Genomic DNA, 21,896 nt, shown 5'->3' on the forward strand with positions numbered 1-21,896 from the left:
AGTGTAAGGCCTGTCTGCTGCCGTGCTAAGGCAGTGTTTTTTGTCAGGATGAGGTAAATAAAAATATGGCTATCGAAAATAAAGTCGCGCTGGTAACCGGTGCCGGTCAAGGGATTGGGCGAGGCATTGCGTTGCGTCTGGCAAAAGATGGCGCGGCAATCATGCTGGTGGATATGAAGGCAGAAGCGCTTGACGCGGTCGCCGCTGAGGTGCGGGCGTTAGGGCGCAAAGCCGCCACCTTTGTGGCTGATATCTCCGATCGCGAACAGGTCTATGCGGCTATCGCCCAGGCGGAACGCGAACTGGGCGGTTTTGACATCATCGTGAACAACGCCGGTATCGCGCAGGTACAACCGCTCTCCGATGTCACCCCGCAAGAGGTGGACCGCATTATGCGGATTAACGTGCAGGGCACCCTGTGGGGGATTCAGGCCGCGGCGAAGAAATTCGAAGAGCGTAAGCAGAAAGGCAAAATTATTAACGCCTGTTCCATTGCCGGTCATGACGGTTTTGCGATGCTGGGCATTTATTCGGCCACTAAATTTGCCGTCCGCGCGCTGACGCAGGCGGCGGCGAAAGAGTATGCCAGCCGCGGTATTACGGTGAATGCTTATTGTCCGGGTATTGTGGGTACCGGGATGTGGACCGAAATCGACCAGCGTTTCGCGGAGATAACCGGCGCCCCGGTGGGGGAAACGTATAAGAAATATGTGGAAGGGATTGCGCTGGGGCGTGCGGAAACTCCCGACGATGTGGCAAGCCTGGTCTCTTACCTGGCAGGCCCGGATTCAGATTATATAACCGGTCAGTCGATTCTGATTGATGGTGGTATTGTTTACCGTTAAGCCGGTTCTTGCATATAAAAAGGGTCAGCCAGGCTGACCCTTTTTTATGCGTGCAACAACTCAGTTGAAGCGTGCGGTAATGGCCGCAACACGTTCGCCAAATTTCGTCGCTGTTGCGAGGTCGCCGGAAGGAATTTTATCAGCGCCCGCATCGGAAGGAGACTGCACCAGCAGGCCCACAGAACCGCCCAGGTTATTAAGATCCTGACGTGAAGAGGCCAGCGTATTCGCCGGCGGCAAACCAAGGCTCACCCACACACCGCCGTGCTGCGACGCCAGGGTTTGCAGATATTGTAATGTCACCTGTTTGTCACCGTTCAGACTGGCGCTATTGCTGAAACCGGCGAAAATTTTATCCTGCCAGCTACGGGTAAACCACGCCTTAGATGTGGCATCAGCAAACTTTTTAAATTGCCACGGTACGCCGCCCATGTAAGTGGGCGCACCAAAGATAATCGCCTTCGCGTCGTTTAATTTTTGCCAGTCGCTCTCTGTGATTTCGCCATTTTCATTGATAGCAATCAGCTCAGCGTGGGCGCCGGCCGCGACATTTTCTGCAACCAGGGAAGTGTGGCCGTAGCCAGAAAAATAGACAACAACGATACTCATAGGTAATCCCCCAATGATGAATGATTATTCTTTATTACCAGACAGACTCTATTTCCCGGCGACAGGAAACATAATGTACAGGCCTTCGGGGAAATAGAGTGCTTCACGTGCAAGTCTCCATGTCCCGACTGTATCTGCTAAACGCTTCATCAAATTTATTCAACACGATGTCATCGCTTATTTCATCAGTGCCACTGACTGTCGCTTTATTGTGCTAAAGGTGGCCGAATGATCGCAGGTTTATTTTATCGACACAGGGATGAGCAAAGTATGTATAAATACTTTGTCATTCAGAGTGCCTTAGTATCCAATAGATACCTGAAGCGATTTATACACATTATCCTGTGGTCGTGAAAGAAGGCACCTGAAGGCCACTAAGTTTCCCTGAGGAAACCTTGTAAGAGAAACTATCGTTATGAATAAACTGCAATTACCTTACGATGTTTACGACGATCGCTGCCCGACGCGTGATGTGCTCTCAAGGCTGGCCGATAAATGGGCGTTACTGGTTCTGGGCTGTCTGGAAAAAGAGCCGCAGCGTTTTAACAGTTTGCGGCGACATATTCGCGGGATAACACAGAAGATGTTGACGCAGACGCTGCGAAAGCTGGAGCGTGACGGGCTTATCTCGCGGAAAATTTTCCCCACGGTTCCTGTCACGGTGGAATACAGTTTGTCGCCGTTAGGCAAAACGCTAACACATACCATGTCATTTCTGACTCTGTGGGTAGAAGACAATATGGATGCCATGCTGGCAGCCCAGGCAGCATTTGATAAGGCTAATGCCACCAGCTAGCGAGACAGCGGGTGCCGGACACGGGCTTGTGGTCGCTCAGCATATACGCGATGGTGGGTGAATGAGGCGCGGTAAACCCGTCTTGTGCATCGCAGTGAAAACGTCAGGTCATACAGGCGATATAAAAAAACACTCCCCGCCAGGGGGAGTGTCGTCAGTTTATTCAGGCCGGTCGGCATTGAGGGTGAGAGCGTCACCGTTGCGTACTTTTGCCAGGGCGCTGCTTTGTTGATACAGCACGGGGATGCCGGCTTCCCTGGCGATAATCGCGCTGTGTGAGTGCGGACTACCCTGCAACAGAACAATCCCGGCGATATTTTTCTTCTCCAGTTGCAGCATGACGGACGGGTAAAGATCGTTGGCGATAAGAATACTCGGGCGCAGCGGCGTCGGGATGTTTTCCAGCGCCTGCGCCAGATGCAGATGCGTGCGGTGCAGTAAATCTTCAATATCGATATAGCGTGCCTGCAAATAGGCATCATCAAGGTGGCGATACTGACTGCTGAGTTCCATTAATATTTTGTGCCAGGCCCATTCCGCCGTGCATTTTCTCTGGCGCAGCATCTCCCAGGCGCTGTCCATCAGATCCTGATCGTCAATCAGGGTCTGATGACCGGCGAAAATAGCGGCGATATCGGGTGAGAACTTCGCTTGCGCCAGGCCAATCAGGTCACTCAGATCGTCCAGCGTATCCTTGACGGCGCTGTGCAGACGGGCCATTTCCTCTTGCGGTGTTCGCACAGTGGCCTGGGCCAGCGGCAGTTCGACAGGGGTATAGCGCAACGCCTGACCCTTTATCTGTAACGGAACGTCTGGCGGCGGCTCAGGCTGTTGCGCCGCGAGCGCTTCGCCGAAATTCTCCTGTGCCAGCCGTTCAAAGGCGGCCAGTGCCAGTTCAGCCTCCGGGCCACGGGCAATCAGACGCAGGGTGTCATGACAGCGTACCTGTAAAAGCGCTATCTGGTTAATGCTGTCCGGCCTGACGCATTTTCCCTCTTTTTCCAGCAACAGCCGGGCGTCAAAACCGGCCAGCGCAGCGACCAGGCGAGAAGCCGGGCGAACATGCAGACCGTTAGGGTTGTTCACGGTCACCGTGATGGTGCGCGCATCATCTTGTATATCATCGTCCGTTTGCGGTTCCGGGAGCGTCTCCTGTTGCGCGTCGAGACCGAGCTGAAGACGCTTTGCCTGGAGGGCGTTTTGCGCATCGGCAATCACCTTGTCAATGTCAGATCCCGTGGCGGCGCTAACCGTGGCGGCCAGAGTGCCTTCTACCAGTGGCGCGGCGCACAGACGAACTTTTCCGGCAATATCCGGATCAAGCAATTCCAGCGCGGTTTCCGCGCTTAACAGGGCGCTACCGATATCCATCATCACCAGCACATGATCGGTGTCGGCCACCGACTCAATGGCCTCCATCACTTTAATCGGATCGGTGCCGATCGGATTATCGGGATCGTCAATTCCTGCGGCGATGGCTAACTTGCAGCCATCTCCCGTTAACATCTGCCGGGCCAGTTCCCCGACACCCTGGCCCAGTTGGGCGCTATGAGAAACAATTACCAGGTTAACCATCGCCGTTTCCTTCATTTACGCTTTCGCGGCTGCCGCCAGCATCTGCACCATAAACATCACCGAGGTCGCGCCAGGGTCCTGATGACCAACACTGCGCTCGCCCAGATAGCTGGCGCGGCCTTTGCGGGCCTGCATAGTGATGGTCGACTGAACGGCCTGTTCCGCTACCTGACTTGCGGCTTCCAGAGCGGCGGGAATCGACAGGTTTTGCGTGATCGCCTGTTCCAGCGATTCCGCGACGGGCAGCCAGACATCACACATGGTCTTGTCGCCGGGCTCTGCTTTACCACGGCTGATGACCCCTTCGGCGCCTTCACGGATCATCTGATGCAGCTCAACGAGCGTCAGGCTTTGATGGGCCTGTGTCGCCTGCGCCGCGCGCAGAAAAAAGGTGCCGAATAACGGACCGCTGGCCCCCCCGACGTTCGAGAGCAACACCATGCCTGTGTTTTTGAGAATAAAGCCGATGTCTTTGTCTGCAATGGCGGGCAGTTTTTCCACCACTTTGCTAAAGCCGCGATGCATGTTCAGGCCGTGGTCCGCATCACCAATGGCCCTGTCCAGACCGGTGAGGAAATCACTCTCTTTCGTGAAGACCTCGCCGCAGCGGTAGAGCCAGTCAACAATTTGGTTTCTGTTCAGCGACATAAAAATTTCCTTAGTTACCCCAGGTCATAGCAGGTGTGTGGACCGGCGCATCCCACAGCGCGAGGATCTCATCGTCGGCTTTGAGCAAGGTAATGGAGAAGCCGGCCATATCCAGTGAGGTACACCAGCTGCCGACCAGGTTGCGTTCAATGACAATACCGGCTTCCTGACAGCGTGTTTCCAGCCGGTTGTAGACGCCGTACAGTTCAGAAAGCGGCGTTGCACCCAGATTGTTGACCATCGCAATGACGCGATCGCCTCGCTGCAGGGCCTGTTTGCTCTGTTTGACTTCCTGCCAGCTTCCGCTGGTGTGATCCCATTCGCGCAGAGTGCGGCTGTAGTTACCGTTTTCCAGCAGAACGTTAAACATCTCATCGACAGTCGTATCAAGGGAGCTAAACGGGCGGCGGTCGATCCCCGGTTCGCCGTGGATACCGACGCCGAATTCCATCTCGTTATCCGCAAGCGTAAATGAAGGCTGACCGGCCGCAGGAACCGTACAGGCGCTCAAGGCGATACCGATGGAGTGTCCCTGATTGTTGAGTTTGCGGCCCAGTTGCGCGCAGACATCCAGTGAATCTCCGCGCTCGGCGGCAGCACCGACCAGTTTTTCAATCAGTACGGTATTCGCCACCCCACGGCGACCGGCGGTATAGAGACTGTCTTTGACCGCCACGTCGTCATCCACCACTACGGTTGTGACCTTCACGCCGCTGTCGTGCAGCAGCTCAGCGGCGGTTTCGAAATTGAGAATATCGCCCGTGTAGTTTTTGATGATCAGCAGTACGCCTTCACCACCATCAATGGTCATGGCGCACTCGAACATTTTATCCGGCGTGGGAGAGGTAAAGATCTCGCCCGGGCAGGCACCGCTTAACATGCCTTTACCGATATAGCCGCAGTGCATTGGTTCGTGACCGCTGCCACCGCCGGATAACAGGGCTACTTTCCCGGCGACCGGGGCGTCGGCGCGGGTCATATACACCGGGTCCTGGTGCAGCGTCAGTTCAGGGTGCGCTTTTGCCAGGCCAGTTAATTGTTCGCTTAATACATCTTCCACACGGTTAATCAGTTTTTTCATTATGCATACTCCGCAGGAGGTGAATCAGGCCATCCGCAACGCGCAGACCTGATGGTGTAGGGTATCAGCGGCGGATAACCGACATCCGGGTTTCCCTGGCCGATATGCAGATTCTCCACTGACGAGAGAAAAAGAAAATGCCTGAAAATTGAGTTTCATTGTGAAACGCTTCTGTAAAGAAACGTTCCATAGTGGAACGCTTTTGCCGGGAAAAGGGTGAAAATGCGAGCGGTGATCGCCTTTTGAGCCTCTGTGTCAGTGCAGGATATATTTTGTACACGGCGTCAGCGCACCCGGGCAGCGATCTCTGCCAGCCGGTCGGTACGGCGGCCGCTGCGGGGTGGATTGCATTGCGGTTTATCATTGTTGATGCAGGTTCCATAATGGAACGTTTACGTTGATTTCTTTGTCTGGCTGTAGCGACAATAACGTTCTTCACAGGCCCCGACGGAACCGCGCATGACCCAGTATCAGATGACAGAACAGGATGTCGCCTCCTTCATCGCTCACTCCTGGCAGCGTTGCGAAAAGATCATGCAGCGTGAAACCTGGGGAACGCCGCACCAGGCGCAGGGGCTGACCTTTGAAACGATAAGCCGCCGTAAAACCGGGCTGCTGACGATTGGTCAGGCGGCGCTGGAGGATGCCCTGGAATATATGGAAGGGCGTCCCTGCGCGCTGCTTATCCTTGATGAGTCTGCCTGTATTTTGAGTCGCTGCGGTCATCCCGACACGCTCGATGCGCTGGCCCGGCTGGGGTTTCTGCCCGGCAGCTATTGTGCGGAAAGTATTATCGGCAGTTGTGCGCTGTCGCTGGCCGCGATGATGGGCCAGCCGGTAAAAACGCTGGGCAAGCAGCATTTCAAACAGGCGCTGTTCCCGTGGGCCTTTTGTTCAACGCCGGTTTTTGATAACCACGGCCGCCTGTCCGGGTCTATCGCGCTGTGCTGCCGGGCGGAGCATGCGTCATCTGCGGATCTGTCGCTGACGCTGGCAACGGCCAGGGAGATTGGCAACTCACTGCTGACAGACAATTTGCTGGCAGAATCTAACCGCCATCTGAACCAGATGTACGGCCTGCTGGAGAGTATGGATGACGGAGTGATGGCCTGGAACGAGCAGGGGGTGCTGCAGTTTCTCAACGTGCAGGCGGCGCGCATGCTTCATCTCGACGCGCAGGTTAGTCAGGGAAAGAACATTAGCGATCTGGTGACACTTCCCGCACTGCTTCGACGGGCGATCAAGCATGCCCAGGCGGTCAACCATGCAGAGGTGACGTTCGAAAGTCAGCACCAGTTTATTGATGCGGTGGTGACCCTCAAGCCGATAGTCGAAGAGCAGGGCAACAGCTTTATTTTGCTGCTACACCCGGTCGAACAGATGCGTCAGTTAATGACCAGCCAGTTGGGTAAAGTCAGCCACACCTTCGAACAGATGCCCGCTGACGATCCGCAAACCCGCCGTCTGATCCAGTCTGGTCGGCAGGCGGCGCGCGGAGCGTTTCCTGTTCTGCTGTACGGGGAAGAGGGGGTGGGGAAGGAGTTAATGTCTCAGGCCATTCACAATGAAAGCGAACGTGCCGGGGGGCCGTACATCGCCGTTAACTGCCAGTTATATGCCGACAGTGCGCTGGGGCTGGATTTTATGGGCAGCGCGGCGACGGAAAATGAGAAAGGGCGTCTCAGCCGTCTGGAGCTGGCCAACGGCGGTACGCTGTTTCTGGAAAAGATCGAGTATCTGGCCCCCGAGTTGCAATCAACGTTATTGCAGGTGATTAAGCAAGGGGTGTTAACGCGGCTTGAGGCCAGGCGTCTGGTGCCGGTGGATGTCAAAGTCATTGCGGCAACTACGGTCGATTTGGGAAATCTGGTCGAGCAAAACCGCTTTAGCCGCCAGCTTTACTATGCCCTGCGCGCCTTTGAGATAGTCATTCCTCCCCTGCGTGAACGTCGCGACAGTATTCCTTCCCTGGTACAAAACCGTCTGCGTGGGCTTGAGCGCCGTTTTTCTTCGCGTCTTCGCCTGGATGACGATGTGCTGACCCGGCTGGTGGCTTACTCCTGGCCGGGGAATGATTTTGAACTCAATAGCATTATTGAAAATATCGCCATCAGCAGCGAGCAGGGCCATATTCGCCTGAGTCACCTGCCGGACTGGTTGTTTAACGAAGGGGGGGCAGCCCAGGAGCCGGGAGCCAGGCTATCGGCAAATCTCACCTTTTCCGCCGTTGAAAAAGAGGCCATTATCCAGGCCGCGCGGGTGACCAACGGACGAATACAGGAGATGTCGCAGTTGCTCAATATAGGTCGCACCACCCTGTGGCGTAAAATGAAGCAATACGATATCGACGCCCGTCAGTTTAAGCGCCAACTGCCGGGCAAATGATTAACTGTTATCGGCACAAAACGCAGCCAACGCAGCAGCGAAAGCCGAAGGGTTTTCCCACGACATATTGTGCCCGCAGTCGGCAAGTTCCACGGTGCCGATACCCATGGCGCGCAGTTGCGTAAAATCAGCATCAGGAAGGGATTTCTCGCCGAACAGCAGGCAGGTGGGTTTAGTGAGTTCAATAAACATCTCAAGCCAGTGATTGCCGATAATCAGGCTGGATGCCCCACGCCAGACGGCCCAGGGAGCGGCGATCGATAAACTCCCGGTCCATGGGTTGTTATGATTGTGCATCATGAGCGCATGTACACGTGCGATATAGGTCTCTTCATCAAACCGACAGATCTGACGGCTAAAAAATCCGCCATCAGGACGGAAGTTAGGCTCGGAGACTATCAGACCCCGTAAACCGTCCAGTTGAGTTGCGGCTTCAATTGCGATACTCCCGCCCATGCTGTGTCCATACAGAAAGAAATCTTTAAGCTGTAAATGGGCAAGCAGTTCGACGACTACACGGGCTTGTTCACTGATGGAATAGCTAAACGCTTTCGGTTTTTCACTGTAGCCGTAACCCGGCAGGTCAATCAGGATAGCGCGTCGGCCCTGGAAATTTTTATCGCAGACCACGCGCGGATATTCGTAGGAAGAGGCACAGCCAAGTCCGTGCACAAAGACCAGCGGCACACCGTCGCCGGGAAGATCTAACCAGCGGACAACACAACCTGCCTGGGTAGAGAAAAATGCGTTCATCTGTTTTTCCTTGCGATGAAGGTTTTGGCGCGAGCCGACAGCATCCACGCAATAGCGAAAAAAAGCTACCCTCACTCCCCATTTTGGGTATGTCAAAAATTATAAGCGCCTCATCAGGAAAGCCTTTTTTCACGGTTTCCCGTCCTGAAACAGGGGAGATCCTTTCCCCTGTCGGCGCGGGCTAGAATGACGCGCGTTTATAGGAGGCGTATTGCGCTTCCCAGAAGGTGTTCCCGATCGCCGTATTCAGTTCATCGTCGCTGGCCTGCGGAGCCACGCCATCCTGCTGAGCGGCACGTGCAGTGGCCAACGCAATGGCGCGAGAAATCTCACCAATATCTTCTACTGCCGGTAACAGGCCGCCGCGCTCCAGGGTAGCCTGCGGTGAATGTGCGGCCAGCGCCTGGCTTGCGGCCATCAGCATGTTTTCCGTTACCCGCCGGGCTTTGCCAGCGAGGATCCCAAGCCCCAGCCCCGGGAAGATATAGGCGTTGTTACACTGGGCAATCTCGTAGACGGCCCCATCGTAATGCACCGGCGCGAACGGGCTGCCGGTGGCAATCAGCGCCGCACCCTGGGTCCATTCAATCAGGTCGCGTGGCTGCGCTTCCGCCCGTGAGGTCGGGTTGGAGAGCGGCATAATGATCGGGCGCGGACAGTGGCTGTACATCTCTTTTACGATCTCTTCGCTGAACAGCCCCGGCTGACCGGAAACACCGATCATCACCGTTGGGTGGGCGTTACGCACCACATCCAGCAGAGAGAGATTGTCCTGAACCACATCCCAGTGGGCGATAGCCTCGCGCGAGGTGACCAGCTTTTGCTGGAAATCAAGCAGGTTTGGCATGTCGTCCGTCAGCAAGCCAAAGCGGTCGACCATAAAGACGCGGCTGCGAGCCTGTTGTTCGCTAAGACCTGTAGAGACCATATAAGCAATGATTTTTTCCGCTATGCCGCAGCCTGCGGAGCCGCCGCCTAAAAAGACGATCCGCTGATCCTGCAAATTCACGCCTGCGGCACGCGAGGCGGCGATCAGGGTACCCAGCGTCACGGCGGCAGTACCCTGAATGTCATCGTTGAAGCAGCACAGTTTATCCCGGTAACGGTTGAGTAGTTTCGTCGCATTCTTCTGGGCAAAATCTTCGAACTGCAGCAGGACGTCCGGCCAGCGGGCTTTGACCGCATCAATGAACATGTCCATAAATTCCATGTACTGATCATCTGTGATACGCGGGTGGCGCCAGCCCATGTACAGCGGGTCTTCCAGACGTTGGGTATTATTGGTCCCGACGTCAAGCATGATAGGCAGCGTGGTGGCCGGGTTGATCCCGCCGCAGGCGGTATAGAGTGAGAGTTTGCCAATGGGAATGCCCATTCCCCCCACGCCCTGGTCGCCAAGCCCCAGGATGCGCTCACCGTCGGTGACCACAATGACGCGGATATCGTTACGCGAAAATTGTTGCAGCATCTCATCTATCTGGTGACGGTTCGGCCAGGAGATAAACAGACCACGGGCCCGGCGATAGATATCGGAGAAATGCTCGCAGGCTTCGCCCACTGTCGGAGTATAAATGACAGGCAGCATTTCACTTAAATGGGTGCGTACCAGGTTGTAAAATAACGTCTCGTTGGTGTCCTGAATATTTCGTAAATAAACATGTCTGGAAATGTCGCGTTTGAAATGGCAAAACTGTGCCCATGCCCGGTCAGTTTGTTCTTTAATGGTTTCTACCGTGTCAGGGAGCAATCCATTCAAATTCAGCGCCTGGCGTTCTTCCTGGGTAAACGCGAGACCTTTATTTAATAATGGGTTTTCCAGCAATACCGCGCCAGTATAGGGCGTGTACAGCGTCTCTTTTTTTAACATGTTACGACTCCTGAATAAACATATACCTTGCCTGCAAAAACGGCAACGTATTGCCGCTATTAATGAGGTCGCCTGGTGTTGATTAAAGTTACGCCATGCCATTCTAATCGTACATGGCGTTGATTTTGGGTTTGTTTAATTTAAAAAAGATTTAATTAGTTAAATAACATCTGTTGATACTTGATTTATGAAACCAGATAAATCATGAAACCTTCGGTAATTACGCCCAGCGCCGTGCCTAATAATATGGACGATGACGCTGATTCGACATAGGTATCACTACGCAGGGCAAACATCCCGGCGGCAATAGCCGATGGGGTCGCGCCAATAATGACGACTTGCTGCATCAGCGTATGATTAAGGCCGAACGCTAATCCGGCAACGGCCATCATGATAGGCTGAATTAAATTTTTAATACCAATATTGGTACAGGTCTGAATATTGAAAGAAGGACGCTCACCGTAAAACAGCAGACCGAGTGCGAAGAGCGATAAGCCACCGGCGATTTTGCCTACCATCTCAATGGGCGAACTGAGCAGATGCGGCAACTTCACGCCAGCCAGGCTCAGCAGAATGCCGGTTACCGGGATCCAGACGATAGGGTTGCGTGCCGCTTTCCACAGATTTTGCAACACCATTTTCACCGGATTCAGCTCTTCGGTGTGGTTTTTATCGCCCATACGGATAAGGACAATGGTCAGTGGGATCATAAATACGCTGGTCACCACGTTGCCAATCAGCACGCCCAGAAACCCTTCTGGCCCGATTAATACCGCCAGTACCGGCGCGCCAAAATAGGCCATATCCGGGAAGGCACAGACCAGGGACTGAATGGCGCTGGTCTTAATATCGTGGCGAAACACAAAACGGGAAACAAGCAACGTAAATAAATAAGAACCCATCAGGCCAATAACCAGCACTGCCATAAATGACAGGTTTTGTATTTTCTCCGGGTCAGTATTTAATGCGCCAATAAACAGATGAAAAGGCAGAGCGAAGCGGATAACCACCGATGCCATAACATTGGCATCTTCACGTTTGGTATAACCTAATTTTCCACTCAGCCAGCCTAATACCATGATAAAAACTAAAGGGAACAAAGATTGAAGTAAAATTGATTGCATAAATTATCCTGTGCCAATGTTTTATTATATGGGGTACTGACAGTGGATAATTTAGCGATCTCTTCTGTAATAGTGAGTGACGGTAGTCACACTCACTCTGCTTTAAATAATTACAGAATGCTTACTTTAGTTTAATTAGTAAGGGGAGGGGATGTGCTAATAATATTGTTTTTGCAGAAAATCGCAAGCCGGAAAATACCGGCTTGCGTAAGATAATTATTTCATTGCGCAGTTAGCGCATTGTTTATTCTGGATCTGCTGGAAAAAGTCATTGCCTTTGTCATCCACAAGAATGAAAGCCGGGAAATCTTCTACTTCAATTTTCCAGATAGCTTCCATACCCAGTTCAGGATACGCCACACACTCAAGGCTTTTTATACTCTGCTGCGCCAGGACCGCCGCCGGGCCGCCAATACTGCCGAGATAGAAGCCGCCGTGTTTATGGCAGGCATCGGTTACCTGCTGGCTACGGTTGCCTTTCGCCAGCATCACCATGCTTGCGCCCCGGGCCTGTAATTGATCGACATAAGAGTCCATCCGCCCGGCGGTCGTCGGGCCGAGTGAGCCAGAGGCATAGCCTTCCGGTGTTTTCGCCGGACCTGCGTAATAAATCGGATGGTCTTTAACATACTGCGGCAGGGCTTCGTCACGGTCGATAATCTCCTGCAATTTCGCATGGGCGATATCACGGGCAACGATGATCGTACCGGAAAGGGAAAGACGGGTGGAGACCGGGTGTTGCGAGAGCTGTTTAAGGATGTCGGCCATGGGTTGATTGAGGTCGACTTTTACCGCATCGCCTTCACCAGCTTCGCGCAGTGCCTGCGGAATGAATTTGCCCGGATTCGATTCCAGTTTTTCAATCCAGATACCGTCGCGATTAATTTTGGCTTTGATATTGCGGTCTGCTGAGCAGGAGACACCCATGCCCACCGGGCAGGAGGCGCCGTGGCGCGGCAGGCGAATCACCCGGATGTCATGAGCAAAGTATTTCCCGCCAAACTGCGCCCCGAGGCCAAGATTTTGCGCCTCGATCATCAATTCTGCTTCCAGTTGAGTATCGCGGAACGCCTGACCATGTTCATTGCCTTCGGTCGGCAGACCGTCATAGTAATGAGTGGAGGCGAGCTTGACCGTTTTCAGGGTGGATTCGGCAGACGTGCCGCCGATCACAAAGGCGATATGGTACGGCGGGCAGGCGGCAGTACCGAGGGTACGCATTTTTTCCACCAGGTATTTTTTCAGCTTCGCCGGGGTGATCAGCGCTTTGGTTTCCTGGTAAAGGTAAGTTTTGTTCGCAGAACCGCCGCCTTTTGCCATGCACAGGAACTTGTACTCATCGCCGTCAACGCTATAGAGGTCAATCTGTGCTGGCAGGTTGGTGCCGGTATTGACCTCTTTGTACATATCCAGCGGCGCGTTTTGCGAGTAGCGCAGATTCTCTTCGGTATAGGTGTTATAGACGCCGCGCGTTAACGCCGCTTCATCACCGCCGCCGGTCCACACGCGCTGGCCTTTTTTACCCATAATGATGGCCGTGCCGGTGTCCTGACAGGTTGGTAACACGCCTTTGGCGGCAATCTCAGAGTTACGCAGGAATTGCAGGGCCACGTACTTGTCATTTTCGCTGGCATCCGGGTCAGTCAGGATGCTGGCAACCTGCTGCTGGTGCGCCTGACGCAGCATAAAGGCGGCGTCGTGGAAAGCCTGTTGTGCCAGCAGGGTAAGTGCCTGTGGTTCGACTTTCAGTATCTGTTGACCCTCAAACTCGGCAACAGAAACATGCTCGCGACTGAGGAGATAATATTCCGTATCGTCATGCGCCAGCGGGAAGGGTTCCTGATAGAAAAACGGTTTCGTCGACATAGCTCTCTCGCTTTTTTTAAGGTTAGAGCCGCATACATCCATGCGGCAGCGACAAAAAAACGCCGCCGGAGGATCTCCGGCGGCGAGGAATCAGAACATCATGGAAATCCACGGATAACCAATCAGCAGCAGGGCGGCCAGGAAGATGGCACCAAAAATGGTACCCAGGCGCCAGTAGTCTTTGGTAGGCAGGTAGCCGCTACCGTAGTAGATCGGGCTCGGGCCGGTACCGTAGGGGGTAATGATCCCCATTACACCCAGCGAAGTGACCATTACCAGCACAAACACCTGCATGTTCATCCCCGGAATGGTTGACGCGATGGTCAACATGGCTGGCAGCAGTGCGGTGGTGTGCGCCGTGGTACTGGCGAACAGGTAGTGCAGCAGATAAAACGCCAGCAGCAGAACAATGGTCGCCACGCCCGGTGAGACGTTACCCATCAGCGAACCGCCTTCTTTACCTAGCCACGCGATAAATCCGGTGGAGGAGAGACCATCGGCCAGCGCCACCAGCGTGGCAAACCAGACGAAGGTGTTCCATGCGGCTTTGTTGCTGGTGATGTCGTTCCACTCCAGTACGCCGGTCCACAGCATCAGCACGATAATGAGCAGCGCGGCGAGGGCCGGTTCCAGCCAGTTAGCGGCAAAGATCCACATAATTAACGCCGAGCAGACGAACACCAGCAGCAGGATTTCGTTGCGTGACAGTTTGCCCAGTTTTTCCAGTTCACGACTGGCCCACAGCGGGACTTCATCGTTCACTTTTACTTCCGGCGGGTAGAACCAGTAGGCCAACAGCGGCATGGTCAAAATCAGTAAAATACCCAGCGGCAGGAAGGCCAGGAACCAGGTTCCCCAGGAGATGTCGAGCCCGGTGATGCTTTTTACCAGTGCCAGAGAGAGCAGGTTTGGCGCCAGTGCGGACAGAAACATGGAGCTGGTGATACAGGCTGCGGTGATCGCCACCCACATCAGATAGGAGCCGATTTTACGCGCGCTCGGATCGTTGGGTTTTGAACCGTACAGCGGCGGCAGGTTGGCAATGATCGGGAAGATGGTGCCGCCACTGCGCGCGGTATTCGACGGGGTGAACGGTGCCAGCAACAGATCCGCGAAGGTGATGGCATAACCGAGCGTCAGGCTGCGACGGCCAAGATATTTCACCAGAATCAGCGCCAGGCGGCGGCCGAAACGGGTTTTATCATAACCGGCGGCAAACATAAAAGCGCCGAAGATAAGCCACACGGTAGAGTTGCTAAATCCGCTGACCGCCCATTTAAAGGACTGAGCGGCAAGTTTGAATTTCGGATCTACCAGTTGTTCAGGGCTGAACAGCAGCCACTGGCTACACAGCGCAATCACCACCACACCGGTCATACCGATAACTGCGCCAGGCAGAGGTTCAAAGATAAGCCCGACAATCACGCCCACGAAGATGGCGAAATAGTGCCATGCGAACGGTGGCAGACCTTGCGGAACAGGTACGAACAGCAGGAGTACCGCGACAATAACCGGTAGCGCCAGCATCAGTAGCTTGCTCTGGTTACCACTCTTTTTACTACTCACCTGTGAAGGTGCTAAAGCGGATGATTTCTCTTTCATAGTAGCGTTCTAAGGTTGTTAATGATTCTGCTTCCACACCAGGCAAGACGAATTTAATGACTTTAGTTACAAAACTTTTTTTACTTATTAAATTCGAACCTGGCACGTTAAATAATTGGGTGTCTGCCGCAATAAAGCATGCGGAATATTAAAATTCGGGTCTTTTTCTATAATGCTATTTTCGCTTTTCCAGCAATTGATCGCGATCAAGAAAATTATCTGATGGTGTTATTGTGGGCCATTGAAATAAAAAAATAGAGGCGTTTTGTGTTTTTGCTGAATCGATACACTTTTTTCTTGCCTTGCTTCGATTTATGGTGGTTTTTAGTCGGGCATTTTATTTTATAATTATGATTTTATTGTGTTTTTGTCTCTGCGTCTTATTCTGTGATGCCTACTGGTTAGTAACTTGTTGGTTATATTTGTTAGCGTAAATGTTAATTCTGTTTTATTTAAATAATAACACCTTTGAGTTATTAATGTTATTGAAGGGATTAAATAGTTTTTTAACTAAAGTAAGCAATTAAGAAACTAAATAAATTATTATATTAATGGCATGTATTCGGCAAAAACGACAACGAAAATAACGTCCGACAAGAATTCTCAAATTTCACTTCTAAGTTTGGAGTTTATTTATGAGCCATTACTCGCAAATTCTCACCCCCTTTACACTCCCGAATGGTACCGAGCTAAAAAACCGTCTACTGATGGCACCCATGACCACCTGCACAGGCTATTTTGACGGTACGGTCAGCAGCGAGTTGATCGAATATTACCGTGAGCGTGCCGGGGCTATCGGGGCAGTGATTGTCGAATGCTGCTTTGTTGATAATCTGGGCCTCGCGTTCCCTGGCGCCATCGGGATTGATAACGATGCGAAAGTGGCAGGGCTGGCGAAAATCGCTGATGCCATTAAGTCCAAAGGTTCGAAAGCAATCCTGCAGATTTACCACGGTGGCCGTATGGTCGATCCGAAACTGATTGGCGGGCGCACGCCGGTTGGCCCAAGTGCGCTGGCGGCGCCGCGTGACGGTGCGGCCACCCCGGTTGCTCTGACCACGCAGGAAGTGGAGGAGATGGTCGCGAAGTTCGGTGACGCTGTACGTCGCGCCATTCTCGCAGGCTTTGATGGCGTTGAGTTACATGGCGCAAACACCTATCTCATTCAGCAGTTCTATTCGCCAAACTCCAACCAGCGTGATGACGAGTGGGGCGGCAGCCGCGATAACCGCGCGAAATTCCCACTGGCAGTGCTGGATATCACCCATAAAATGGTCCGCCAGTATGCGGATGACGCCTTTATCATCGGTTATCGCTTCTCGCCGGAAGAGATGGAAGTGCCCGGGATTCGCTTTGATGACACCATGTATCTGCTGGAAAAACTGGCCGCTCGTGGCCTGGATTACCTGCACTTTTCCGTTGGCGCAACGCTGCGTCCATCCATTGTTGAGACCACGGATCCCACGCCGCTGATTGAAAAATATGTTGCCCTGCGTTCCGAAACCCTGGCTCAGGTGCCGGTGATGGGCGTGGGCGGTGTGGTAAACGCAGCCGACGCGCAAGAGGCGATTGACCACGGCTATGATCTGATTGCCGTGGGACGCGCCTGCATTGCCTATCCGGACTGGACGGATCGCATCATGCGTGGTGAAACGCTGGAGTTGTTCATCGACAGCACCCGGCGCGAAGCTTTAACCATCCCGGAACCGCTGTGGCGTTTTTCGCTGGTCGAAGCGATGATCCGCGACATGAGCATGGCGGATAAAAAATTCAAACCGGGCGTTTACACTGAAACGGTACAGGATGATACCCGCGAGCTGGTGCTCAATATCAGCCTTGAAACCGACCGTATCGCCGATATCGAACTGCTGTCAGGCACTGACGATGATGTGGATTTTGTCACCAGCTTTGACGAGATTCGTTCACGCATTCTGACCGCCAACAGCCCGCATGTGGATGCGATTTCCGGGGCGACCAGCCAGAGTGAATCGGTGAAAAAAGCTGTCTCGAAAGCGATGGTGAAATCGGGTAAAGCACTGGCGCTGGAAGAGGGGGCGGATGACATCACGCCGAAAAATTATGATGTGGTAGTGGTCGGCAGCGGCGGCGCCGGACTGGCGGCGGCGATCCAGGCGCATGACGAAGGCGCACGCGTACTGATTGTTGAAAAAATGCCAACCTTTGGCGGTAACACCATCAAAGCCTCCGCCGGGATGAATGCCGCAGAAACCCGTTTTCAGCGCGTGAAAGGTATTGAGGACAGCAAAGAACTCTTCTACCAGGAGACGCTGAAAGGCGGCCAAAACCGCAACAATCCTGAGCTGCTGCGCTGTTTCGTGGAACATGCGCCGCAGGCCATCGAATGGCTGGCGAATCGCGGCATCATGCTCAACGACATCACCACCACTGGGGGCATGAGCATTGACCGTACCCACCGCCCGAAAGACGGTTCAGCGGTCGGCGGTTATCTGATTAGCGGTCTGGTGCGCAACGTGACGAAGCGCGGCATCGACGTGATGCTTGACACCTCGGTTGAAGAGATCCTCTGCGAACAAGGTAAAGTGAGCGCGGTACGCTTGATCAATGACGAAAATGAAACCCTTACCATCGCGGTGAAAAGTGTGATTGTTGCTACCGGTGGGTTCAGTGCCAACAGCGAGATGGTGGTGAAATATCGCCCGGATCTCGCGGGGTTCGTCACCACCAACCACAAAGGGGCAACCGGGGGCGGCATTGCGCTGCTTGAACATATCGGCGCAGGCACCGTGGATATGGGTGAAATCCAGATCCACCCGACGGTGGAACAGAACACCTCCTACCTGATTTCCGAATCGATTCGCGGCGGCGGGGCGATCCTCGTTAATCAGCAGGGCAACCGCTTCTTTAATGAAATGGAAACCCGTGACAAAGTCTCCGCACAGATTATCGCCTTGCCGGAACATTACGCTTACATCGTCTTTGATGAACACGTACGGGCAAAAAACAAAGCGGCAGACGAGTATATCGCCCGTGGCTTTGTCACCAGCGCCAGTTCACCGCGTCAGTTAGCGGAGAAACTGGGGATGGATTATCACGCTTTCCTGGCAACGCTTGAGCGTTATAACGGCTTCGTTGAACAGCAATGCGATAGCGATTTTGGCCGTACGACCGCCCTGCGTAACCCGATTAATGAAGGGCCGTTCCATGCGATCCGCATTGCTCCGGGGGTACACCACACAATGGGCGGTGTGACCATTAACACAGAGACAGCGGTGCTGAATAAACAGCAGCAGGTCATTCCGGGGGCGTTCGCCGCAGGCGAAGTGGCCGGGGGGATCCACGGCAGTAACCGTATCGGCGGTAACGCGGTGGCTGATATCATTATTTTTGGTTCACTGGCCGGGCACCATGCGGCAAACTGGGCGAAAGCGCAGGCCTGATGATAAGCCCCGGCAGTGACCGGGGCATTTTTTTAGGAGTGAATATGGAACAGCAAGAAGGTGTCTGGTCATACTCCGCAGTCCTGATGGGATCACCGATCCTGCTCAAATTATTCAGTCACGACCCCTCGCTTGCCGCCCGTACCTTTCGTCTGATTAAACGCTATGAAGATCTCTTCACGGTCAACCGCACGCCTTCGCAAGTGATGGATGTCAATCTGGCCGCCGGGCAGCATCCGGTGGTGGTCAGCCGTCCGGTTTTTGAGTTAATTGCCTGCGCGAAGGCGGCAAGCCTGGTCAGGGGCGGCTGCTTTAATCTGGCGATTGGGCCGCTGGTCAAGCGCTGGCGGATTGGTTTTCGCCACGACAACGCCGTACCACCCGCCGATGAACTGGCGGCACTGCTGGCACTGACCGACCCACAAAAGGTGATACTGGACGAGGCCGCAGGCTCGGTTTATCTGGCGCTGCCGGGCATGGAGATCGATCTGGGGGCGATTGCCAAAGGCTATATTGCTGACCGGGTGCGCGATTTTTTGCGCCGGGAGGGGGTTACGCAGGCGCTGATTAATCTCGGCGGTAATGTGCATACCATCGGCGCACCGCAGGGTGGATGGGGTATCGGACTGAAAAAACCGTTTTCGACGACAGATGCGCTGGTGGGCGTTATCGATGTGGAAGATAAATCGGTGGTCACTTCGGGAACCTACGAGCGCTATTTTGAGGCAAACGGCAAACGTTATCACCACATTCTTAACCCGGCAACGGGATACCCGCTCGACAATGAACTCGACAGTGTGACGGTCATTTCAACCGACTCACTGGATGGCGATATCTGGACCACGCTGTTATACGGAATGGGGGTGGAACAAGGGTGTCAGGCGCTTCGCAACAAGCCGGACATAGAGGCGATTTTCATCACCAAAGACCGGCGGGTGGTGGCCTCATCCACGCGTAATGTCCGTTTTACGCTAATGGATGATAGCTACGTGTTTACTGACAGTACTGCTTAAGCAATCCATACTGCTCTTCCAGCAGCCGATAACGATAGACCGGGCGCCCCGTCACCCCGTAGTGGATGGTAGTAAACAAAATACCAATCTGCGCCAGCCACATCAGATATTTACGGCAGGAGACGCGGGAAATGTTGACCGCGTTTGCCAGCTCATCGGTCGAAAATTCGATATCCGGGTGCGCATCAATCCACTGACAGATGGTGCGCAGCGTCTGCGGGGTAAGCCCTTTTGGCAGGCGCCGGGTATCGGCAACCTCCTGCGGCCCGCCGTGGAGCAGCCGGTCCACATCCGCCTGTTCGTAATACTGCTGCGCGCTCATCAGTTTCTTTTTTTCCTGCCAGTGGGTCAGCGCCTCTTCAAAGCGTGGAAACTGGAACGGTTTGATTAAATAATCCACCACGCCGTAGTGCATCGATGTCTGGATTGTCGCAGCATCGGAGGCGGAGGAGATCATGATGACGTCGATTTTTCGCCCGCTTGCACGGATGACTGGAAGCAGTGACAGGCCGTTATCCTGCTGCATATAGACATCAAGCAGGATCAAATCGATATCCAGCGCCGGGTCGTTAATCATGTTTTCGGCCTGACGCAGAGTGGAGGCAACACCGCAACAGGTAAAGCCAGATAATCGCGTGGTATAGACGCGGTTCAGCTCCGCCACCATAGCGTCATCATCGACAATTAATACATTAATCACACGCTCTTCCTCTCACTGTCCCAGGGGAGTTGTACAAAAAATTGAGTAAATACGCCAGGCTCCGACTCCACCGTAATGCTACCGCCAAGATTTTCGCACTGCTGGCGGGCGAGGAACAGCCCGACGCCGCGGTTTTCGCCTTTGGTTGAGTAACCTTTATGGAAAATGGCATCGATGTGTTCCGGGGCGATACCGGGGCCATCGTCGCTAACCTCGGCGCTTAACCAGCCATTTTGATAGTGCAGCAGCAGGCCAATTTCGCCGTCGGATTGATTGGCCATGGCATCAAGGGCGTTTTCAATGAGATTACCCAGAATGGTCACCAGGGCCGTCACCTGCTGCTGGTTGGGGTTATCCGGCACCAGAGATTCATTCGCAAGGGTAAGGATAACCCCGGCCTCTCTGGCGCGATTGATTTTGCCCAGCAGAAAACCTGCCACAACCGGGGTCTGTATTTGATGCTGGAGGGTACCGATGTCGTTCTGATAACCTTCTGCCGTCTGTAGCACATACTCTTCAAGCGTGTCATAACGCTTCATGTTAAGCAGGCCGAGGATCACGTGCAGCTTGTTCATAAACTCGTGGGAGTGAGCGCGTAGCGCGTCCACATAATTGACCATCCCGTCGAGACGTTGCAGTAACTGACTGATTTCGGTCTTATCCCTGAATGTGCTGACCGCGCCAATGACCCCATCCTGGCCGCGCACAGGAACGCTGTTACACAGGAGCAAATGCCCGTTGCAGCCGATCTCCTGATCGGACAGCGGCTGCCCGCTTTGCAACACGGTTTGCAGGTCGGCAAACAGCGGCGTGTGGCGAATGTCGCTGGTGACGTGGTTATTGGTACTGAGCAACATCTGGCGCGCCGCCTGATTAGCCAGGGTAATGTTTCCCTCGTGGTCAACGGCAATAACCCCTTCTTTAAGGGATTGCAGCATGGCCTGGCGTTGCTCAAAGAGGGTGGATATCTCATAAGGCTCCAGGCCAAAAAGAATACGTTTGAGCACCCGGACCAGCGCCCAGATGCCGAGAGAACCGACCAGCGCGCTAAATACCATTGCAAGCAGCAATCCCCAGCGGCTGTGGCTTATCTGCATATCCACTTTACTCAGCGAGATACCAATGGCGACCACGCCGATTTGCTGATGACGGTCATCAAATACCGGTGTAAACACCCGCAGCGCCTCGGCGAGAACGCCGTGGTTGACCGAGACATTCTCCCGGCCATGCAGGGCCGGGATCAGATCATCACCAATAAAATGTTTACCAACTTCACTGGCTTCGCGGTGTGATAAACGGATGCCGTTCATATCGGTCACCACCACAAAGAGCAGGTCATTTCTGCGTTGTACGGCCTGGGCGAGGTCTTGTACCGTTTCGCTCCCGGCAGGCATAGACAGCGCACGCTTGATCTCGGGCTCATCGGCAAGGGTGCGGGCAACGGCCATCGCAGTGTCCTTTACCCCTTCACGGGTGACACTGGAGATCTGAACAAAATAGAGCGCATAAACCACCAGTAGCACCGAGACAATAACGCTGCACAGCATCAGCGTAACCAGGGTACTGAGTTTCATAGCGCGTTTGCGCGAAGCAGGATGTGGATGCCTTCCGTT

16 protein-coding genes are annotated in these 21,896 nt (G+C 53.9%); 5 read left to right on the forward strand and 11 right to left on the reverse strand.

Translation table 11 applies throughout. The features are described 5' to 3' along the window. Positions 1–65 precede the first annotated feature (65 nt). Positions 66–845 (forward strand): acetoin reductase, encoded by a 780-nt coding sequence (locus AAIG39_RS12765; protein WP_090084968.1) that lies wholly within the window; start codon positions 66–68, stop codon positions 843–845. A gap of 60 nt (positions 846–905) precedes the next feature. Here the strand turns inward: AAIG39_RS12765 and AAIG39_RS12770 are convergent, their stop codons facing one another. Further along, positions 906–1,454, reverse strand: coding sequence for a flavodoxin family protein (locus AAIG39_RS12770; protein ID WP_090084967.1), 549 nt, complete (start codon positions 1,452–1,454; stop codon positions 906–908). Positions 1,455–1,869: 415 nt separating this feature from the next. Between AAIG39_RS12770 and AAIG39_RS12775 the strand changes: the two genes are divergently transcribed. Beyond that, the gene (locus AAIG39_RS12775) at positions 1,870–2,250 is read left to right on the forward strand and encodes a winged helix-turn-helix transcriptional regulator (RefSeq protein WP_090084965.1); all 381 of its coding nucleotides are present in this window, start codon (positions 1,870–1,872) and stop codon (positions 2,248–2,250) included. Positions 2,251–2,409: 159 nt separating this feature from the next. Here AAIG39_RS12775 and dhaM read toward each other — a convergent pair whose 3' ends face one another. The 3 genes from dhaM to dhaK are packed head-to-tail and all read right to left on the reverse strand — an operon-like array spanning position 2,410 to position 5,554. Further along, positions 2,410–3,825, reverse strand: coding sequence for a dihydroxyacetone kinase phosphoryl donor subunit DhaM (gene dhaM / locus AAIG39_RS12780; protein ID WP_343194017.1), 1,416 nt, complete (start codon positions 3,823–3,825; stop codon positions 2,410–2,412). A gap of 15 nt (positions 3,826–3,840) precedes the next feature. Further along, positions 3,841–4,473: a dihydroxyacetone kinase subunit DhaL gene (dhaL, locus tag AAIG39_RS12785; protein WP_343194018.1), complete on the reverse strand. Its 633-nt coding sequence runs from the start codon at positions 4,471–4,473 to the stop codon at positions 3,841–3,843. 10 nt (positions 4,474–4,483) lie between these two features. Further along, the gene (gene dhaK, locus AAIG39_RS12790; protein WP_343194019.1) at positions 4,484–5,554 is read right to left on the reverse strand and encodes a dihydroxyacetone kinase subunit DhaK; all 1,071 of its coding nucleotides are present in this window, start codon (positions 5,552–5,554) and stop codon (positions 4,484–4,486) included. Positions 5,555–6,013: 459 nt separating this feature from the next. Here dhaK and dhaR point away from each other — a divergent pair, with 459 nt between their 5' ends. Then, complete coding sequence (gene dhaR / locus AAIG39_RS12795; RefSeq protein ID WP_249569023.1) at positions 6,014–7,939, forward strand: dihydroxyacetone kinase operon transcriptional regulator DhaR; 1,926 nt, start codon at positions 6,014–6,016, stop codon at positions 7,937–7,939. Here dhaR and AAIG39_RS12800 read toward each other — a convergent pair whose 3' ends face one another. The 5 genes from AAIG39_RS12800 to AAIG39_RS12820 all read right to left on the reverse strand — a co-directional run bounded on the left by AAIG39_RS12800 (position 7,940) and on the right by AAIG39_RS12820 (position 15,151). Continuing rightward, the gene (locus AAIG39_RS12800) at positions 7,940–8,692 is read right to left on the reverse strand and encodes an alpha/beta fold hydrolase (protein WP_343194020.1); all 753 of its coding nucleotides are present in this window, start codon (positions 8,690–8,692) and stop codon (positions 7,940–7,942) included. Between the two features lie 181 nt (positions 8,693–8,873). Continuing rightward, the gene (locus AAIG39_RS12805; RefSeq protein WP_090084955.1) at positions 8,874–10,559 is read right to left on the reverse strand and encodes an NAD-dependent malic enzyme; all 1,686 of its coding nucleotides are present in this window, start codon (positions 10,557–10,559) and stop codon (positions 8,874–8,876) included. A gap of 185 nt (positions 10,560–10,744) precedes the next feature. Next, complete coding sequence (locus AAIG39_RS12810) at positions 10,745–11,683, reverse strand: AEC family transporter (RefSeq protein WP_090084953.1); 939 nt, start codon at positions 11,681–11,683, stop codon at positions 10,745–10,747. Between the two features lie 216 nt (positions 11,684–11,899). Next, positions 11,900–13,549 (reverse strand): class I fumarate hydratase FumA, encoded by a 1,650-nt coding sequence (gene fumA / locus AAIG39_RS12815; RefSeq protein ID WP_343194021.1) that lies wholly within the window; start codon positions 13,547–13,549, stop codon positions 11,900–11,902. Positions 13,550–13,639: 90 nt separating this feature from the next. Beyond that, on the reverse strand, positions 13,640–15,151 hold the full coding sequence (locus tag AAIG39_RS12820) for an anion permease (protein ID WP_090084951.1): 1,512 nt from the start codon (positions 15,149–15,151) through the stop codon (positions 13,640–13,642). Positions 15,152–15,786: 635 nt separating this feature from the next. On the opposite strand from AAIG39_RS12820, the gene AAIG39_RS12825 reads away from it, so the two are divergent. After that, entirely contained in the window at positions 15,787–18,570 is a 2,784-nt protein-coding gene (locus tag AAIG39_RS12825) for a flavocytochrome c (RefSeq protein ID WP_090084949.1), read from the forward strand. A 44-nt stretch (positions 18,571–18,614) separates the two neighbouring features. Continuing rightward, positions 18,615–19,583 (forward strand): FAD:protein FMN transferase, encoded by a 969-nt coding sequence (locus AAIG39_RS12830; RefSeq protein ID WP_343194022.1) that lies wholly within the window; start codon positions 18,615–18,617, stop codon positions 19,581–19,583. Here the strand turns inward: AAIG39_RS12830 and dcuR are convergent. Beyond that, on the reverse strand, positions 19,564–20,283 hold the full coding sequence (dcuR, locus tag AAIG39_RS12835; protein ID WP_090084945.1) for a two-component system response regulator DcuR: 720 nt from the start codon (positions 20,281–20,283) through the stop codon (positions 19,564–19,566). The two genes, AAIG39_RS12830 and dcuR, sit on opposite strands and share 20 nt — an antisense overlap. Beyond that, entirely contained in the window at positions 20,280–21,857 is a 1,578-nt protein-coding gene (locus AAIG39_RS12840) for a sensor histidine kinase (protein ID WP_090084943.1), read from the reverse strand. The genes dcuR and AAIG39_RS12840 overlap by 4 nt, the downstream gene beginning before the upstream one ends. Positions 21,858–21,896: the final 39 nt, after the last annotated feature.

It is taken from the genome of Phytobacter palmae, from assembly GCF_039409775.1.
In the GTDB taxonomy this organism is placed as follows: Bacteria; Pseudomonadota; Gammaproteobacteria; order Enterobacterales; family Enterobacteriaceae; genus Phytobacter; species Phytobacter palmae.